Raw genomic sequence first — 19,262 nt, 5'->3', positions numbered from 1 at the left:
CAACAGGAATTAAAATGAGCGAAAGCTTTGCGGAACTCTTTGAAGAAAGCCTAAAAACCCTGAACCTTCAGGCAGGCTCCATCATCACCGGTGTTATCGTTGATATCGATTACCAGGCTCGCTGGGTAACCGTTCACGCTGGCCTGAAGTCTGAAGCACTCATCCCGCTTGAGCAGTTCTACAACGACGCTGGCGAACTGAACATCAACGTCGGTGACGAAGTTCACGTTGCTCTGGACTCGGTTGAAGACGGCTTTGGTGAAACCAAGCTGTCCCGTGAAAAAGCCAAGCGCGCTGAATGCTGGATTGTTCTGGAAGCAGCCTTCGCAGCCGAAGAAGTGGTCAAGGGCGTTATCAACGGTAAGGTTAAAGGCGGCTTCACTGTCGACGTTAACGGCATCCGTGCGTTCCTGCCAGGTTCTCTGGTTGACGTCCGTCCTGTGCGCGATACTACGCACCTGGAAGGCAAAGAGCTGGAATTCAAGGTCATCAAACTCGACCAGAAACGCAACAACGTTGTCGTTTCCCGTCGCAGCGTCCTCGAAGCCGAGAACTCCGCCGAGCGTGAAGCTCTGCTGGAATCCCTGCAGGAAGGTCAACAAGTCAAAGGTATCGTCAAAAACCTCACCGATTACGGCGCATTCGTCGATCTGGGTGGCGTCGATGGCCTGCTGCACATTACCGACATGGCTTGGAAGCGTATCAAGCATCCTTCCGAAATCGTCAACGTTGGCGACGAGATCGATGTCAAGGTTCTGAAGTACGATCGCGAACGCAATCGTGTTTCCCTGGGCCTCAAGCAACTGGGCGAAGATCCATGGGTTGCTATCAAAGCCCGTTACCCAGAAAGCACTCGCGTTACCGCTCGTGTAACCAACCTGACCGACTACGGCTGCTTCGCTGAGCTGGAAGAAGGCGTTGAAGGCCTGGTACACGTTTCCGAAATGGACTGGACCAACAAGAACATCCACCCTTCGAAAGTCGTACAAGTCGGCGACGAAGTGGAAGTTATGGTTCTGGACATCGACGAAGAGCGTCGTCGTATCTCCCTCGGCATCAAGCAGTGCAAATCTAACCCATGGGAAGATTTCTCTGGCCAGTTCAACAAGGGCGATAAAATCTCCGGCACCATCAAGTCGATCACCGATTTCGGTATCTTCATTGGTCTGGACGGCGGCATCGACGGTCTGGTTCACCTGTCCGACATCTCCTGGAACGAAGTGGGCGAAGAAGCCGTTCGCCGCTTCAAGAAGGGCGACGAGCTGGACACCGTTATCCTGTCGGTTGACCCAGAGCGCGAGCGTATCTCCCTGGGTATCAAGCAACTGGAAAGCGATCCGTTCTCCGAGTACGTTCAAGAGAACGACAAAGGCGCAATCGTTAAAGGCATCGTGAAAGAAGTTGACGCTAAAGGCGCCATCATCACTCTGGCCGACGATATCGAAGCGACTCTGAAAGCCTCCGAAATCAGCCGTGACCGCGTTGAAGACGCGCGTAACGTTCTGAAAGAAGGCCAGGAAGTAGAAGCCAAGATCATCAGCGTTGACCGCAAGAGCCGTGTAATCCAGCTCTCCATCAAGTCGAAAGACGATGCTGAAGAGAAAGAAGCCATCCAAAGCTTGAAAGACAAGCCTACGGATAGCGTCGCTGCTGGTCCTACCACTCTGGGCGACCTGTTGCGTGCACAAATGGAAAAACAGAACTAAGTTCTGTCCGACCATAGAAAAAGGGCGACTTCGGTCGCCCTTTTTTGTGTCTGCGATTTGACGGGGTTGCCGATGCTTTTTGGTTGTAGTGGTCGCTGGTGAAACCAACATCCCCGATAAGCTGTCTCTTTCTTTAATCGGATCAATCGTTTGTTTGCAGCTAACCTTTAGCCTGAAGTGAACGACAGTCGGGCAAGGCACCCGGCATAAGGAAGTGAATGAACAAGCTCATTGTCGCAATAGCATTACTGACATTGGCGGGTTGTACCACTAATGCCAAGACCCATGTCGTGCGCGGGGTCAGTGGTATAGAAATTGATTGTTCCGGGCTGGGGTCCGGGTGGGAGAAGTGTCGCAAGCGTGCGGACAGGGAATGTAAGGCTGCGGGGTATAAGGTCGTGGCGAGGTCGGATGACGTCAAGGATGAAGACGAATTTCCTTTTGGCTTCAATCCGGCGGGTTACCTGACGCGGACCATGTTGGTTATCTGTCGGTGACAGGGGGTTCTACCGGGGAGTCGGGTTTTTATATGGCATCCGCCGGGGCTTGAATATATATGTGAAAACTCGGGCTGTTCAAATTCTTTCGAGCATGCTAAAACCTTTGAAGCGCTTTTCCTAGCTGCTTGAAAAAGAAGGGAAAAATATGACGAAGTCGGAGTTGATCGAACGAATTGTCACCCATCAAGGGCTGCTCTCATCCAAGGATGTGGAGCTGGCTATCAAGACCATGCTTGAGCAAATGTCCCAATGCCTGGCCACTGGAGATCGGATTGAGATCCGTGGTTTTGGCAGCTTTTCCCTGCACTACCGCGCACCACGCGTTGGCCGTAATCCGAAGACTGGCCAGTCGGTGAGTCTGGATGGCAAATTCGTGCCGCATTTCAAGCCGGGCAAGGAATTGCGTGATCGGGTTAACGAGGAAGAGGAGGAAGGTTTTGGCCTCCATAACTAAAGGTTTGACGCATGCGTAATTTCAAGCGTGTACTCCTTGTTGTATTTGTTCTGGTGCTGGTTCTGGCGGTATTGGCCTTTGTTCTCGAGAATCAACAGTCGGTTTCATTGTTGTTCCTTGGCTGGGCTGGTCCTCAACTGCCGGTGTCATTGTTAATAGTTCTTACGCTACTGATTGGCATGCTGATCGGGCCGTTATTTGCGTGGCTTCTGGGACGTGCGTCCAGAGTCTCCCGCAAGCGCCTTGTCTGATAAGGCAAACAAAAGGGGTCTGTCGAATTTGCTTCACAGCTTGTCCATATCCATTAGTAAAATCTTCATTAAGCTGTAAAATGCTGGGCTTATCCGATAGTGGCACATTCCCACATCGGTTCAGGCTGACTCTGTCAGAAGCCTTGGCTTGATGCTGGCTTTTGCATTCATGGATTAGACAGCGCTCGGTTGCCGGCCCTGTCAGTTACTCAAAGGGTATGGTTTCGCGTGAAAATTCTAGTAACCGGTGGCGCCGGGTTCATTGGCTCAGCAGTCATCCGTCATATCATTGGCAACACCACCGACTCTGTCGTTAACGTCGATAAGCTGACTTATGCCGGCAATCTCGAGTCGTTGGCCGAAGTCAGCGCAAACCCGCGCTATGCATTCGAACGTGTCGATATTTGCGATCGTGATCAAATCGACCGTGTCCTGCGTGAACACCAGCCGGATGCCATCATGCACCTGGCCGCAGAGTCCCACGTTGATCGCTCGATCTCCGGACCGTCCGAATTCATCCAGACCAACATTATTGGCACCTACACCCTCCTCGAAGCTGCGCGCCACTACTGGGCAGCGCTGGATGATGCGCGTAAAGCCAGCTTCCGCTTCCACCACATTTCGACTGATGAAGTTTACGGAGACCTTGAAGGTCCGGAAGACCTCTTCACCGAAACAACGCCTTATCAGCCAAGCTCGCCGTACTCCGCGAGCAAGGCCAGTTCCGATCACCTGGTTCGCGCCTGGAGCCGTACTTATGGCTTGCCGACCCTGGTCACCAATTGCTCGAACAACTATGGCCCATGCCACTTCCCTGAAAAGTTAATCCCGCTGATCATTCTGAATGCGCTGGAAGGCAAGCCCCTGCCGGTCTACGGCAAGGGTAATCAGGTCCGTGACTGGCTGTACGTCGAAGACCACGCGCGCGCACTGTACAAAGTCGTGACCGAAGGCGTTATCGGCGAGACGTACAACATTGGTGGCCATAACGAAAAACAAAACATCGAAGTCGTAAACACCTTGTGTGCACTGCTCGACGAATTGCGTCCGGATTCTGCCTATCGGCCACATGCCAGCCTGATTACATACGTTCAGGATCGTCCTGGTCACGATCAGCGTTACGCCATCGACGCCAGCAAAATCCAGCGCGAGCTAGGTTGGACGCCAGAAGAGACTTTCGAAACCGGCATCCGCAAGACTGTCGAGTGGTACCTCACTAATACTGAGTGGGTTGCTCACGTGAAGAGCGGCAGCTATCAGCAATGGATTGACCAGAACTATAGTGATCGCTCGAGCAAGGCATGAAGATCCTCCTGCTAGGGAAAAACGGACAGGTGGGCTGGGAGCTGCAGCGCTCCCTTGCGCCGCTTGGCGAATTGATTGCCCTGGATCGTCATGCGGTTGATGGCTTGTGTGGCGACTTGGCTGACGTCGATGCATTGCGTGCGACGATCCGCAAGGTCAAGCCCGACGTTATCGTCAATGCCGCGGCTTACACTGCCGTCGATAAAGCTGAGTCCGAGCCTGAGTTGGCCGACCGCGTGAACGGTCAGGCAAGTGGGGTCATGGCTGAAGAGGCTGCATCCCTGGGCGCTTGGTTGATTCATTACTCGACTGACTATGTGTTCAGTGGGCAGGGTTCGGCGGCGTGGCAAGAAACCGATCCCGTCGCCCCGGTCAATCACTACGGCGCCAGCAAGCTGGCTGGCGAACAGGCGATAACAGCCTCTGGCTGCAAGCATTTGATCTTTCGCACCAGTTGGGTCTATGGCGCTCGCGGCAACAACTTCGCCAAAACCATGCTGCGTTTGGCCAAGGATCGCGAAACCTTAAGCGTTATCGCCGACCAGATTGGAGCTCCAACGGGCGCAGACCTGATTGCCGACGTAACAGCGTTGACCATTCAGCAGATTTTGCACCGTCCCGAGCTATCGGGTTTGTACCATTTGGCTGCCCACGGTGAAGTTTCCTGGCACGGCTATGCCAGCTACGTGATCGAATTCGCCAAAGCCAACGATCATGAAAAGCTCGCCGTAATGGCGATTAACCCGATCGAAACGACCGCTTATCCAACACCCGCACGTCGCCCCCTGAATTCGCGCTTGAATACTCAGAAGCTGCGCGACAATTTTTCTCTACACTTGCCGGATTGGCAAAGTGGTGTAACTCGAATGCTTAGGGAAGTTCTGAACAAATGACCACGACAAATCGTAAAGGCATCATCCTCGCTGGCGGCTCGGGCACTCGTCTGCATCCGTTGACCCTCGGTGTTTCCAAGCAGATGCTGCCGATCTACGACAAGCCGATGATCTTCTATCCGCTGTCGGTGCTGATGCTTGCGGGCATGCGCGAAATCCTGATTATCTCTACGCCTGAAGACTTGCCATGTTTTCGCAAATTGCTGGGTGACGGCAGCCTTTACGGCATCAAGCTGACCTATGCCGAACAACCTAGTCCGGATGGTCTGGCACAAGCCTTCATCATTGGCGAAGAGTTCATCGGGGAAGATCCTTGCTGCCTGATCCTGGGCGACAACATCTTTTACGGTCAGCATTTCTCGGACAACCTGCGTTCCGCCAGCTCTCAACAACATGGCGCTACTGTATTTGGCTACCACGTCTCCGACCCGGAGCGCTTCGGTGTTGTCGAGTTCGATAAAACCGGTCGCGCTCTTAGCATTGAAGAGAAACCGCTGAAGCCAAAATCCAACTATGCAGTGACCGGCCTTTACTTCTACGACAATGATGTTGTCAAGATTGCCAAGAGCATTAAGCCGTCCGAGCGTGGCGAGTTGGAAATCACCGACGTTAACCGCGTCTACCTCGAGCAGAACACCCTCAATGTAGAAATGCTCGGGCGCGGCTTTGCCTGGCTGGACACGGGGACTCACGACTCGTTGCTCGAGGCCAGTCACTTCGTGCACACGATCGAGCAGCGTCAAGGCTTGAAAGTGGCCTGCCTGGAGGAGATCGCCTACACCAACGGTTGGATTACCGCTGAACAGTTGGGCGCTCAGGCCGATAGACTGAAGAAAACTGGCTATGGTCAGTACCTGCAAAAACTGCTGGATTTGGATTCCCTCTGAGTCGAGAGGATTTACTTTCAAACCTAGTGTTTTAATCCGTGCAAGCAGGAATAGCATGCCAGTAAAACGTCCCAAGGTTGCAGTTTTGCTGGCTGCGTACAACGGAATGCGGTGGATTGAGGAGCAACTGGTCTCGATTCTCGGCCAGTTATCGGTCGACGTTACCCTGCACATTAGCGTCGACCCCTCTACTGACGGCACCGAGGCGTGGTGTAAGGCTTATGCGGCTGAGCATCCAGCCGTTGTAGTGCTTCCGGATGCCAACCGCTTCGGCGGAGCATCGCGCAACTTCTTTCGGTTGATCCGGGACGTTGACTTCGATGGCTATGACTTCATCGCCTTTGCCGACCAGGACGACATCTGGTATCCCGACAAGCTGCACAGAGCAACCCAGGCGCTGCAGGCACGAAGAGTAGATGCCTACTCCAGTAACGTGACGGCGTTCTGGCCAAACGGCAGAACCTTGCTGCTGGACAAGGCGCAGCATCAGGTCGCCTGGGATTTTTTGTTCGAGGCAGCCGGGCCTGGCTGCACGTATGTATTTAGAAAAAACCTGGTAGAAGCCTTGAAAGGCTCGATGCTTGCCAACTGGCAGCAACTGCAAGGCGTAACTTTGCATGACTGGTATTGCTACGCCTTTGCGCGCAGTCATGGTTACCGTTGGTATATCGACCCGTTACCCAGCATGGATTACCGGCAGCACGAGCGTAATCAGGTCGGTGCCAACACGGGCCTGAGTCCGTTGATCGCTCGTTACAAAACCATTCATGACGGCTGGTGGTTCGGTCAAGTTCAGCTGATTGCAGATCTGGTGGGACAGGGGGCGAAGCCCTTTGAAGGCGTCTTGCTGCAATTACGGCGTACGGAACTGATGAAACTGTCCTTCAGTGCCTGGCAATGCAGGCGCCGGGTACGGGACAAGATTTTCTTCTTTTTTATCTGTTGGTTCACCGCGTTGATAGGAAACAAAGCTCAATGACAGCCCCAAAGGTATTGGTCACGGGGGCAGGCGGTTTCGTGGGTGAGGCGCTGGTTTTCAGGATGTTGGCGGACAAACAGTTCGCTCCGATCGCAGCTGCTCGCAGTCCCACCCGGTTACAGGGTTTATGCCCGGTTGAACCCTTTGATCTGAATGATCCTGAAGCCTTGCCTGAGTTGAAGGATGTAAGTGTGGTCGTCCACGCGGCGGCCAGAGTTCACGTGATGAACGAAATCGCTTCTGATGCCTTGGCCGAATTTCGCAAGGTCAATGTGGAGGGCACTCTTCGGTTGGCAAAGCGCGCCGCTGCATCGGGGGTCAAACGCTTCATCTTTATCAGTTCGATCAAGGTCAATGGCGAAAGCACCCTGCCAGGCAAGCCGTTCAAGGCTGACGATACTCCGGCCCCGGTGGATCCTTATGGCGTGTCCAAGCACGAGGCTGAACAAGGCCTGAGACAACTTGCTCGTGAAACCGGAATGGAAGTGGTGATTATTCGCCCGCCATTGATCTATGGGGCGGGGGTTAAAGCCAATTTTCTGAGTATGCTGCGCTGGCTCAACAAAGGTATTCCGTTACCGTTGGGAGCGGTCCGGAATCAGCGTAGCCTTGTGGCGATTGGAAACCTGGTGGACCTTGTAATCACCTGTATCGATCATCCTGCCGCAGCGAATCAAACCTTTCTGGTCAGTGATGGCCAGGACTTGTCCACAACTGAAATGCTACGTCGCCTGGGCAATGCGCTCGGGACGAAGGCCTGGCTCTTGCCCTTGCCAGAGTGGTTGCTGATAGTGGCGGCTTCGGCATTGAGAAAGCAATCCGTTGCTCAACGGATCTGCGGGTCATTGCAGGTCGACATCAGCAAAAATCGTGAATTATTGGGGTGGACACCGCCCATCAACATGGATGAAGCCATGCGCCAAACCGCAGGTCACTATCTGGACGCGCAAACGAAATGACTTTTTTGTGGCTGCTACTTGCCGTATTCGTTGTTTCCTGGGGGCTGACGCTTGTTTTGCGTCGTTATGCTTTGGCCAATAGCTTGATGGATACACCAAACGAGCGCAGTTCTCACTCTGTGCCTACTCCTCGGGGTGGAGGTGTAGCTATTGTTATTTCCTTTCTGTTGGCGCTTCTGATCCTACGCGGTCTTGATTTGATGAGCGTGGCGACGCTCGTTGGTTTGCTCGGGAGCGGCTTGCTGGTCGCGCTTATTGGTTTTGCCGATGATCATGGGCATATCGCTGCAAGGTGGCGCCTATTAGGCCATTTTGCCGCCTCGGTATGGGCGTTATATTGGCTGGGAGGCTCTCCTGCCGTCACGATCTTTGGCGTCACCCTTGATCCAGGGTGGATTGGGAATATTTTGTTTGTGCTGTATTTGGTTTGGATGCTGAATCTATACAACTTCATGGATGGAATTGACGGCTTGGCCAGTGCTGAAGCGATCAGTGTCTGCCTCGCAATGTTGCTGGTCTATTGGTTTGGCGCAAACCTCGAACTGGCGTGGGGGCCTCTGGCTCTGGTGGCAGCGGTCGCGGGTTTTCTCTGTTGGAACTATCCGCCGGCGAAAATTTTCATGGGAGATGCAGGCAGCGGTTTTTTGGGGGTTGTATTGGCAGGGATGTCCATTGAGGCAGCCTCCAAGTCGCCCGAGTTGCTCTGGAGCTGGTTGATCATGCTTGGCGTTTTCATTGTTGATGCAACATGGACCCTGATGCGCAGACTTTTGCGAGGTGAAAAAGTTTATGAAGCCCACCGCAGTCATGGTTACCAATACGCCTCTCGCAAGCACCGTAGCCATAAAACAGTAATGCTGGCATCGATCACTATTAATTTTGTATGGCTTATGCCGTTATCGATCGCTGTAGCATGTGGGTGGATTTCCGGGTTTTTTGGTATGGTCGTAGCTTATGCTCCGCTGATAATTGTCGCACGCACCTACAAAGCTGGAGAGTCGGAGCAAGTAGTGTAATTAAAAAGCGTCATAAACACATATCAGCACAGGTTTGCAATGGTCGCCTCTCTTGTAGAGTGTCTAGGGATGTACTTGCCGCTGATGTTGTGATATTTGCAGGTCGCGAAGTTGCATTGGTTAGGGAGTTCGATTTAATGAGTGGTTTATTGGGTATGGTTGCTTCAAAAATCTGGCAAGTCGTAACGCGTTTTTCTCGAGGGCTGCGCTCTTTTTTGAGCAAGTCTAAGGCGTTAATTCGGCCCATTTACCAAAAGTTTCCTTTCCTCGTGTGGATTCGTGTTCGTATACATCTGTTTTTCAAGCGTTTGCGCGAAAACATAATGTTAGTGATTAATTCGCGAAATAATACCAAAGCTATACAGTCTATATTGAATCGTCGTTTCTCACGGCTCCAGAACTCGTCGATCGCGCAGGCGCAACCAGTTATTGATGTGTCGGTGGTGACGTTCAATAGTGGCAAGTGGGTTGATGGTTTTTTTGAGTCGTTAAAGGCGCAAAGTTACCCGCTCAGCAAATTAAATATGTTCTTTGTTGATAACGGATCTTCGGATAGCACACTCGAAGCATTGCAGCGTTGGCAGGCGTTGCTTGGTCAGGAAGTGGCTGGTTTCGACATTCTGGAAGGCGGCAATGTCGGGTTTGGTGCCGGGCATGAAAAGGCAATCCATAAAGGGCGCTCTGAGTATTTTCTTGTTAGTAATGTGGATATCGTTTTTGCCAAAGACTCTATAACCACTGTGGTGGCCGCTGCGTTGGCTGATGCCAAGGATGAGGTGGCATCCTGGGAGTTGAGGCAAGCACCTTATGAGCACCCTAAATATTACGATCCGGTAACGTTGGAAACCAACTGGTCGTCCCATGCTTGCGTACTAGTAAGAAGGTCGGCTTATATTGAAGTCGGTGGATACGAGCGCGAGATCTTCATGTATGGCGAAGACGTCGAGCTTTCCTATCGCTTCAGGTCCTATGGATACCAACTCAAGTATTGCCCGTCCGCCGTCGTCTATCATTACACCTATGAACATGAGCATCATGTAAAACCGATTCAGTATACCGGCAGCACGCTGGCCAATGCTTATATCAGGCTACGCTATGGCAATTTGAGCGATAGGGTGGGTGGCTTTATCTTGCAGTGCCTGCTTTTGCTCCGTCCAGAACCCTATGCTGGCGCCCGTCGCGATGTGTTCAGAAACTTCGGTGTGATATTTAAGAAAGCTCGGTATTTTATGCGGGGCAAGGGACCGAGTGAAAACTGCTATTTCCCTTTCAGGGGCTTTGATTATGAAATGATCAGGGATGGGGCGTTCTGGGAGGTGGGTGAGCCATTGGCCGATTACCCTCTTGTTACTGTGGTTACTCGAACTTACAAGAATCGAGGAGAGTTTCTCAGGCAGTCCATGATGTCTGTGTGTAATCAGACGTACCCGAATATTGAGTTGATAGTCGTTGAGGATGGCGGTTCTACGATGAGCTCGGTTGTGGCTGATTTTGAATTTCCGCAAGGAATGAATGTTAGTTACTACTCCCTCGATAAGGTCGGTCGTTCGGTGACCGGTAATTATGGTTTGGAAAAGGCAGCCGGAAAATACTGCATGTTTCTCGATGATGATGATTTGCTTTTCGCGGATCATGTCGAGGTGCTCGTTGGTGCGTTGGCGAAAGATTCTAACGCGGTAGCGGCCTACTCATTGGCGCTGGAAGTCGGTACTGTTGCCAGTGGCGTGGAAGGGCAATATTTTGAGGTTAGTCATGCTGTACCTCCGATTCTCAAGCAAGAATATGACTATGATGTTCTGTTGGATCACAACTTTATAGCGATCCAGTCTCTCCTTTTTCAAAAGGATCTCTACTTGCAACGCGGTGGATTTCAAACCGATATGAGCAGTCTCGAAGACTGGAACCTTTGGTTGCGATATGGTTATGGCAATAAGTTTGCTTATGTGCCAAAAACAACGTCTTTGTTTAGAACGCCTGGTGACCCCTCTGTACGAGTGGAGCGGCATATGCAGTTGCATGAAGCTTATTATATTGCCAAGAATCACGCAGTGAAAATGTGTAAGAGTTATACCTGACCTTTAAATAAGCAAATATGGCTGGTTCGTGAGGGGCGCCGGCCTAGGTCAGGTGCCTCCCGTCAATGATTCAGACCACCGGGTGCGTGCATGGTTTTGAGGTGTTTTTCGCTCTTGACGGTAGCGGCCTGAGCCTTTTTTGTTGGGCGCTGCGGCTAAGCCATAGGTGAGGAACCCGGCATTTCTGAGCTATTTTGAATGTTAAGACCGAAAAATGTTATAAATCAGTTTTGGTTGGTTTCGCGCTTGTTAGCTCCGGGTCAGCGACCGCGTTTGTGGTTCGCTCGGCCAAAGGGGGCTAACGTCGTCGACGTAAAGTCGTCGCTGGAACCAGGGAGTGGTCATTTGCAAGTGTTACCCTTTTATGTAGGGCTATGGTAGTAGCCGTCTTACAGGGTGTTCGTATTGGTGCAGATAATTTACTCGTTTGGAAGTGCGTTGCTGAGAGTCAGCATGCCCATAGGATTTTTTGACGCATATGCTAAATATTAGTGATTTGTCATCAGTGGACAAACAAAAAGTCTTCGACTATCTCAAGTGGAACAGCCTTCGTTCCGAGAAGTACAAGATTTTATACGTTAGTACCCCCAAGGTTGCGAGTACTTCCCTGAAGTGGTGGTTTGCGTCACTGGAAGGTTTTTCGCAGGCCTTGCGTGCAGTTGGTGAGGCTGCGGGAAGTAATTCTGATCAGATTGTTCACGAGTTTCACAAGGTTGCGCCCCATGTCAGCGGGCTCGAAATGGACGACCTTTTGGAATCCCTTCTCTCTGATACATATTTTCGATTTGCCGCCGTACGAAACCCTTACAAGCGTATCTTTTCTGCATGGCAGTCGAAAATACTGTTGCAAGATCCACAGCAGGTCGCATTGTATCCAAAGTTTGAGTTGTTACAGCAGCCAGTAAAAAGCGTAGCGGATGTTGCTTCGGCTTTTGAGGCGTTTCTGGAGTATCTCGCAAGCAATCGCGGATCTTCACCTGAGAAGGATTTTTGGGCGCCTCAAGCCACGCTATTGCGTCCGGATTTGATCAATTATTCCTTGTTGGTCAAAATTGAAAACGCCTCTGGACTCCATAAAGCATTATCGGAGCACTTCGGTGAGCAGGCCACCGATCCTTTCGCAGAGCCTTCGCCAAGTGAAAATGTCATTCCCTTCCTTCCGGCTTTTATTACGGAGCGAAGTGCGAGTTTGATTGAAGAGTTATATGCCGAAGATTTTGATGTCTTCGAGTATGATCGGCAGATACCAGAATCTACAGAAGCGTTTTCGGTAGAGCAGTTGGATCTCGCGTTTGACGCAGCCAGGCTGATTCGGGAAAGTCGGCAAAAAATAGATGCGCGCACCCTTCAAATCCAAGACTTGACTCAACAGATCGAGGATTTGAATCAGCGAATTGCGTCATTGAATCCGACCCTGTTTGAACGTGAATCGCAGTTAAAAGAGCTTATGGGTTCTTTGGTTAAGCGGGACCGACATATTGCAAGTTTTGAGCAATCGGTGGGTGTGCTCAACAGGCAGTTAGTCGACCTCAAAGCCGTTTTGGTTGATCACGAAAAAGAGAGTATTAGTCTCAAGGCTGATCTGCTCAAGACGCAGCAGGAACTCAATGCGTTACTCTTTTCGCATTCCTGGCGTTTAACCTTGCCTGTGCGCATAGTTACGGGGTTTATGCGAGAGTCCGTCCATAACGTCAGGACGCTGACATGGAGTAAATTTGTTGACTCGTTAAGGCGTCGTCGAGAGCTTTATAACGAAAATACGCTTCGTGAGATTCAAGAAAGCGGGTTGTTTGATCCGGATTATTACCTGGCCAGTAATGCAGAAGTTCGTGCAAAAGGCACTGACCCACTCAAGCACTACATGCTTAAGGGTTGGATAGAAAATCGCAATCCTTGCGCCGCTTTCAGTCCTTCGGATTATCTGTTGGCCAACCCTGATGTTGCCGAGGCTCAGGTACATCCGCTGCTTCACTATATTCAATGCGGCCAGCTCGAAGGTCGTCCAATCAGATTGCCAGCTCGCAGTTCCGAGACGACGGCGGTCAAGCGTCGTCCCGTCGGGCGTAATGCGGTTTTCAAGCCGTATGGAGAATATACACCGATACCGGTACTCAATGCTGTGCTTGAGGCTCAGATCGAAGCCGTCAAAAAGTCAGGACTGTTCGACGAGAAGTACTACCTTGCGATGTACAGCGATGTAGAGCAGGTCTCCGTAGATCCGCTCAGGCACTACTGTGAACAGGGCTGGCGCGAAGGCAGAAATCCGTCCATGGACTTTGATACGCGCGCCTACCTCGCACTTTACAAAGACATTCAACACATTGGTCTCAACCCGCTTTGGCATTACATTGTCACTGGCTCGGCGGAGCATAGAATAGCGGTACCGGACGCACTCATTAATCACGAAAACGACATCTGTTTTGGTGAAGTGAACAGCGACATCAAGTTACTTGCGTTCTATGTGTCGCCTGACTGGGAGGCGTTGCGTAGCGCCAGATTCGCTTCCAAGGGTAATCCGCAGCGATCACGCCCTGATAAAACGCTTGGGTTGTATGATTCGTTGGACGGGAGTGTGCTCACCCAGCAGGCACTCAGTGCCAAGAGTCATGGCTTTTTCGGCTTTTGTTTCAAGCTGAGTGCAGATTCGGTTGCGCAAGTGTCGCCACAGCCTCTGGATACCTTTCTTGCCCATACGGAAATCGACTTTAATTTCTGCATTCAAATAGATTTGCATCAGGACGGTCTATCAAACAACTTGATTACGCCTGTTGTTGCAGTTCTAGCTGATAAGCGATGTGTTCAGGTTGGTGAGCGCCCCGTCATCGTGGTTAAGCTCAATGAGTATGACGAAGACATACTTGCTTCAATTCGCAAGCTCCGTGAGCGATTGAATGAACTGTGTGACGGCGTGTACTTGATTGCTCAGTTTGGTTTTGCGGGTTCGGAAGAGTTGGCGCAGGACCTGGATGGTTTGTGTGACGCAGTGCTTGATCTTTCTGCAGATCCTGTGCCGGGCGAAACTGGCGTATTTCCACCGCAAAACAAGAATGGTATAGATACTGTTCCGTATAACCTTATTGCTTCGCAAGGAATCGTGCGCGCACAGAAGGCACATCTTCGCGCTACTCCGGTTTTCCACGCTATTTCATTAGGGCGTGATGAAACTGCGATTAAACAATATTCTCCTCTGGTTTATTCGCGCTTTCACATTCGTGACTATGGGCGTTGGCTTGACGCGGCGATCAGGGGCGCGAGAAAGGCGCTCCCCGAGGATCGCCGTCTACTGTTCGTGAATGCCTGGAACAATTGGCAGGAAGGACTTTACGTTGAGCCAGACAGTACCACCGGTTTTGGTCGGTTGAACGAAACAACACGCGCTCTGCTGGATATTGACTCCAGTGTCGTTATGCCGAAAATTTCGGTAATTGTTCCAAATTATAATCACGAGAGCTATCTCGCTCGTCGGCTGGATAGTATTTATGGGCAGACTTACAAGAATATAGAAGTCATCCTGATGGATGACTGTTCGACTGATGACAGCCGTTCGGTGTTAACTGATTATGCGGAAAAGTACCCCGATGTAACGCGCTTGTTGTTCAATGAGACGAATTCTGGCGGCGTTTTTCATCAGTGGGCTAAGGGGATCAAGGCGGCCACAGGCGACCTGGTATGGGTCGCTGAAAGCGATGATTACTGTGATGAGCGTTTCCTGGAGGCGCTAGTTAGTTGTTTTGATGACGAAGCGGTCATGCTTGCGTACTCGAAATGTGAGTTCGTAACCACGGACGAAGTCGTTATGCCGGACCAGTTCCTTAACTATGTAAGTGATCTGGAGTGTGCGAATAAATGGGCCGGTTCCTATGTCAGCACGGCGCATAACGAAGTGCGCTCGGCGTTGGGTATTAAAAATACAATACCCAATGCCAGTGGCGTGATTTTCAAGCGTCCCGTTGATATGCCGCTGTTGGATGATCCGTCGTGGCTATCAATGAAAGTTGCGGGTGATTGGGTCTTCTATTTGCACATCCTGCGCGGCGGAAAGATTGCTTACTCCACTGAGGGTACAAACTTTTTCCGTCGGCATTATGCAAGTACGGCCAACTCCACTTATCGCAGAGAGGTCTTTTATCGCGAGCTCGGGGTGGCGAACAGGACGGTCCAGTCCCTCTACAATGTTCCGATGTCGGTGCTTGAGGCTTGCGAGGAAGCCAGCAAGAAGTTGTATGACCACTACGTCGGGGGCTCCGCAGAAGAGTTTTTACGCTGGTACGACCATGATTCGATTGTTCGTGCGAGGGCTGATCGACTGCCGAACGTGATGGTTTCGACCATCGGCTTCTATCCGGGCGGAGCCGAAATTCTTCCGATTAGACTGGCAAACGAGTTTAAGCGCCAAGGTATTTCCGTCTCCTTGTTTAGCGCCGGGATACCAAAACGCGAAGACGGTGTTCGAAAAATGCTGAGAAACGACGTGCCGGTGATCGAGACGTCGAATATCGAATCAGTGAAAGAGATCATTCATGATTTCGGAATTGAAGCACTTAATAGCCACCAGTGGTACGTTCAGAAGTACCCGGTCGATGTCCCGGATGTTTTTTCCGAGCTTGGCGCCCACGTGGCTGCTCTGCACGGGATGATTGAACATGGCAATGGAGTGACGGATGAACAGTTGCGCATTGCTGACAAAGGTGTCAGTACATGGGTCTACACCGCTGAGAAGAATCTTGTTCCTTTCTCAGACATCTCACTGTACGACAAGTCTTCTCCCCGTTTCGTCAAGGTTCCAAACGGGTTGCAGCCACCGGAAATCGTTCCAATCTCGCGCGTGCAGATGGGCATACCGGAAGATGCTTTTGTATTGTGTTGTGTCAGTCGGGCAATTCCCGATAAAGGCTGGGGCGAAGCTATCCAGGCGGTAGAACGTGCGCGATCACTTTCCGGTCGGGACATCCGTATTATATTGGTCGGTAATGGCCTGGTGTACGATGAGTACTGTCAAGCAGGTGCGCCGGACTTTGTTTACCTGGCTGGCTTTAGTGATAACTCCGTAGGTCATTATGCTGCCGCGGACATGGGCATCATGTTGTCGACCTTCAGGTCTGAGAGTTTCCCTCTGACCATTGTCGATTGTCTGTTTGCCGGCAAGCCATACATTGCCACAGACGTAGGCGACATCAAAAACATGTTGACGATAGAGAGCGGCGTTGCCGGGGAGATTATCGGGCTGGAAGATTGGGTCGTCCCAATCGAGAGCACGGCCAGCGTGATTGCAGCGTTCGCGACAGATGAACGGAAATACCAGGAAGCCGTCGGCTTGGTAAAAGACGTTTCCAGTCGATATCGAATTGACGCCGTTGCCTCTCAATATCTTCGTTTATTCGAGCGTGACATTCAGCAGACCAGGGCAGAGTCGGCGAAGGCCGAAGGCTCCGGCATAGCTGTCCAAGACCTGTAGCAGGACGGCAGGACAGCTAGCGTTAAAGGGAGGGCTCATAGGGGCAGGTCTGGCTGATTGCCAAGCCTGTACTGAGTGCGAGACGGGTGTCTCCGGCAATTTGGTAAGCCGCCTCTCTTGACGTATCATTAGCCGTCAGAATGTGTTCCTGTAAATAATAAAGTGTAGGTCGTTGCAATGGTTGCCAAGGATGGGGCAGGTCGCGCACGCCTTGTCTGCTGCTGCACAAGGCAGCAGTTTCAACCATATCAAGCGCTGGAGGGCAACGTTGAATAATTCCGAGAACACTTCCCCTAATCCTGTTAAACGGTCCCTGGTGTTGGGGGGGCGTGGTTTCATAGGCACCCATTTGATAGACGCATTGCTCGATCAGGGGCATTTTGTGCGCTGTTTCGATCGTCCCAATGTGGTGCCGTTGGGTGAATCCCACTTCAATCATCCTAATTTCGAGCTTTGCGAAGGAGACTTCACCAGTGAGGCCGAAGTCGCCAAGGCATTGGAAGGTTGCGATGTTTGCTATCACCTGGTGTCTACTACACTCCCCAAGTCTTCAAATGCTGATCCCGTCTTCGATGTGGAGAGCAATGTCGTTGCGACCATCCGTCTGCTAAACCTCGCGGTGAAGTCCGGCCTGAGGAAGATTATTTTTATCTCCTCTGGTGGCACGGTGTATGGAGACCCTACACAAGTACCTATTCCAGAAACCCATGCGACTGACCCGGCCTGTTCCTATGGAATTGCCAAGTTGGCGATTGAGAAGTATCTGGCGCTTTTTCATCGCTTACACGGCCTTGACTATACTGTCCTACGTCTTGCAAACCCGTTTGGTGAGGGGCAGCGCACCTATGCCAGCCAAGGCGCGGTTGCCGTATTTCTTGGTAAAGCCCTGCGTGGCGAGACGGTTGAGATTTGGGGTGATGGCACGGTAGTGCGTGACTACATACACGTCTCTGATGTGGTGCAAGCGCTGTTGGCATCGTTGGCGCGATCCGGTGAAGAACACGTGTTCAACATCGGTTCAGGGCGCGGACATAGTCTCAATGAAGTACTTGATGTTATCGAGCGGGTCACGGGGCGAGATGTAAGTCGTCATTACGTGTCGGGTCGTGGGTTTGACGTGCCTGTCAGTATCCTGGATATAGAGCGTGCCAAACAGTCTTTAGGGTGGGGTCCTGCCGTGAGTTTCGATCATGGGCTGGAGCGCTTTGCCGCTTGGTTATTGGAAAATCCGGAATAAGAACATTGATTTATTGATGTAAACACTCCATAAGCCCGCTTCTTGGAAGGTGAGCTTATGGGGCGGCTACGATCTTTAAGGCTTCAAAGGCGGGGGGATGAGGCGTCAAACTGATCTCTAAATGGTCACCATCCGGCTGGGTTGTGACGAACGAAAACCCTTCCAGAATATTACGTATAAGAGCGCCGATTTGTTAGATATGTTTGCACCCGCGAACATCATCAATAAAATCGGCGTTTTTGTTTCTATATTTCCTGCCGTCCGTGAAAGATTATTTACGCGCCTGTAACTGATTTGTCAGCGATCGATAAGCGCGTCTTACAGGGTGGAGTTCATTGGACTAATTGTTTGTCTTTCAAGAGTTTTCGTGTGATTGCATTAACCTGTTTAACCCACCAGTCATCAAAACGAGAGAGTGGTATTGCTAGTGCTATTGAAGTGGTAGCGGTGACAATAAATACGATAATTAAACTTTTTGTATTGCTCATTCCGTAAGCTGCAAGTTTGACATATACGTAGCTTGATAACGAGCAAATCACAAGTGTATGGATAAGATAGAGTGGAAAACTGATTTTTCCAATGCCTCTTAAAAACTTACCGTTGAGGGTTTTAAACACCTTTTGATTGCTCATGGTTGCGAATATTATGCAGGCGGAACCCAGTGTGTGGAGCAAGGTTTGGGTGTGCACTTTCATAATATCCGGGATGGCTGAAGCCCATGCATATGATTTTTCTGGGATCATATATCCGAGCATGTATAGCCCGAAAATAATCAGCGCTATGGAAGTATGGAGGGGGATTTCATGTTTGTTTTTGGCCAGATAAACAGAAAGAAATGTACCGGCAACAAAGGGGAGCATGAAGGTATTATAAAATAGTGCTGATATTGAAATAACTAAAAAAGCATAAATAAGGTAGCGGTATTCGAGTATTGCAGAAATAAAGCAGGCAAGCATAAAGACAATCAAACTGCCGAAAAACTCGAATTTCATAGTCCAAAGGTTTGTATTGTAGTTGACTTCTCCTGTAAAAAAAGTTGTCATTCCTTGCCATAGCGCCTCCCAAAAGCTCGGCTCAAACTCTGGTTTCCATCCGTTAGCAAATGTCGCAAGCCATGGGCTCAAACTTAGTTTGGAGGCCTCATGGAAGTAATAAAAATTAAGCTTGAATAAGCAGTAACTTGCGACAGTGCTAATGGTTACAATGGCTGCGAGTCTCGGGAATCTCTTAAGAAATGCCAGGAGAAGTTTTTGTGGGCTCTCGTGATTGAAATAGGACCAGCACAAAACGAAGCCGGAAAGGGTAAAGAAAAAGCCGACAGCCGCTGTACCGTTAAAAAGAGCAAAAAATGGCTGCCCCACCAAGCTGTCTTGGTTTCGTACTAATAATCCAGTTGTGTATGGGGAAAACCCTAAAAAAAAATGGTGTACAAGGACAATAAATGCAGCTATTCCCCTGTAGGCTTCAAGAGGGAATAGTCTATTGCTTCCGTGTTCCAATTTTGCTGACATGTCATGCCCTGAGTATTTGTCGTTTAAATCTATA

General features: G+C 50.7%; 14 protein-coding genes. 13 read left to right on the top strand and 1 reads right to left on the bottom strand.

The window, feature by feature from the left end; all coding sequences use genetic code 11:
* Positions 1–14: 14 nt before the first annotated feature.
* The 13 genes from rpsA (at position 15) to EAH78_RS09105 (ending at position 17,717) form a co-directional block, all read left to right on the top strand.
* A complete protein-coding gene (gene rpsA / locus EAH78_RS09165) occupies positions 15–1,706 on the top strand; it encodes a 30S ribosomal protein S1 (protein WP_140667271.1) in 1,692 nt (563 codons plus the stop codon).
* Positions 1,707–1,924: 218 nt separating this feature from the next.
* Complete coding sequence (locus tag EAH78_RS09160) at positions 1,925–2,203, top strand: hypothetical protein (protein ID WP_140667270.1); 279 nt, start codon at positions 1,925–1,927, stop codon at positions 2,201–2,203.
* A gap of 148 nt (positions 2,204–2,351) precedes the next feature.
* Complete coding sequence (ihfB, locus tag EAH78_RS09155) at positions 2,352–2,660, top strand: integration host factor subunit beta (protein ID WP_140667269.1); 309 nt, start codon at positions 2,352–2,354, stop codon at positions 2,658–2,660.
* A gap of 11 nt (positions 2,661–2,671) precedes the next feature.
* Complete coding sequence (locus tag EAH78_RS09150) at positions 2,672–2,911, top strand: LapA family protein (protein ID WP_140667268.1); 240 nt, start codon at positions 2,672–2,674, stop codon at positions 2,909–2,911.
* A 228-nt stretch (positions 2,912–3,139) separates the two neighbouring features.
* Positions 3,140–4,216, top strand: a complete 1,077-nt coding sequence (rfbB, locus tag EAH78_RS09145) for a dTDP-glucose 4,6-dehydratase (protein WP_140667267.1) — start codon at positions 3,140–3,142, stop codon at positions 4,214–4,216.
* On the top strand, positions 4,213–5,109 hold the full coding sequence (rfbD, locus tag EAH78_RS09140; RefSeq protein ID WP_140667266.1) for a dTDP-4-dehydrorhamnose reductase: 897 nt from the start codon (positions 4,213–4,215) through the stop codon (positions 5,107–5,109). The genes rfbB and rfbD overlap by 4 nt, the downstream gene beginning before the upstream one ends.
* Entirely contained in the window at positions 5,106–5,996 is an 891-nt protein-coding gene (rfbA, locus tag EAH78_RS09135) for a glucose-1-phosphate thymidylyltransferase RfbA (protein ID WP_140667265.1), read from the top strand. The genes rfbD and rfbA overlap by 4 nt, the downstream gene beginning before the upstream one ends.
* Positions 5,997–6,051: 55 nt before the next feature.
* A complete protein-coding gene (locus tag EAH78_RS09130) occupies positions 6,052–6,975 on the top strand; it encodes a glycosyltransferase (RefSeq protein ID WP_140667264.1) in 924 nt (307 codons plus the stop codon).
* The gene (locus EAH78_RS09125) at positions 6,972–7,934 is read left to right on the top strand and encodes a UDP-glucose 4-epimerase family protein (protein ID WP_140667263.1); all 963 of its coding nucleotides are present in this window, start codon (positions 6,972–6,974) and stop codon (positions 7,932–7,934) included. The genes EAH78_RS09130 and EAH78_RS09125 overlap by 4 nt, the downstream gene beginning before the upstream one ends.
* Entirely contained in the window at positions 7,931–8,950 is a 1,020-nt protein-coding gene (locus EAH78_RS09120) for an MraY family glycosyltransferase (protein ID WP_140667262.1), read from the top strand. The genes EAH78_RS09125 and EAH78_RS09120 overlap by 4 nt, the downstream gene beginning before the upstream one ends.
* A gap of 137 nt (positions 8,951–9,087) precedes the next feature.
* A complete protein-coding gene (locus tag EAH78_RS09115; protein WP_161599677.1) occupies positions 9,088–11,025 on the top strand; it encodes a glycosyltransferase family 2 protein in 1,938 nt (645 codons plus the stop codon).
* A gap of 478 nt (positions 11,026–11,503) precedes the next feature.
* Positions 11,504–16,480 (top strand): glycosyltransferase, encoded by a 4,977-nt coding sequence (locus EAH78_RS09110; RefSeq protein ID WP_140667260.1) that lies wholly within the window; start codon positions 11,504–11,506, stop codon positions 16,478–16,480.
* Between the two features lie 190 nt (positions 16,481–16,670).
* Entirely contained in the window at positions 16,671–17,717 is a 1,047-nt protein-coding gene (locus tag EAH78_RS09105; RefSeq protein WP_240051866.1) for an NAD-dependent epimerase/dehydratase family protein, read from the top strand.
* A gap of 332 nt (positions 17,718–18,049) precedes the next feature.
* Here EAH78_RS09105 and EAH78_RS09100 read toward each other — a convergent pair whose 3' ends face one another.
* Complete coding sequence (locus EAH78_RS09100) at positions 18,050–19,228, bottom strand: acyltransferase family protein (protein WP_140667259.1); 1,179 nt, start codon at positions 19,226–19,228, stop codon at positions 18,050–18,052.
* Between the last annotated feature and the right edge of the window lie 34 nt (positions 19,229–19,262).

The organism is Pseudomonas arsenicoxydans, from assembly GCF_006438915.1.
Classification (GTDB): Bacteria; Pseudomonadota; Gammaproteobacteria; order Pseudomonadales; family Pseudomonadaceae; genus Aquipseudomonas; species Aquipseudomonas arsenicoxydans_A.
Note: the sequence above shows the minus strand (reverse complement) of the source record. Positions and strands in the feature narration are given on the sequence as shown.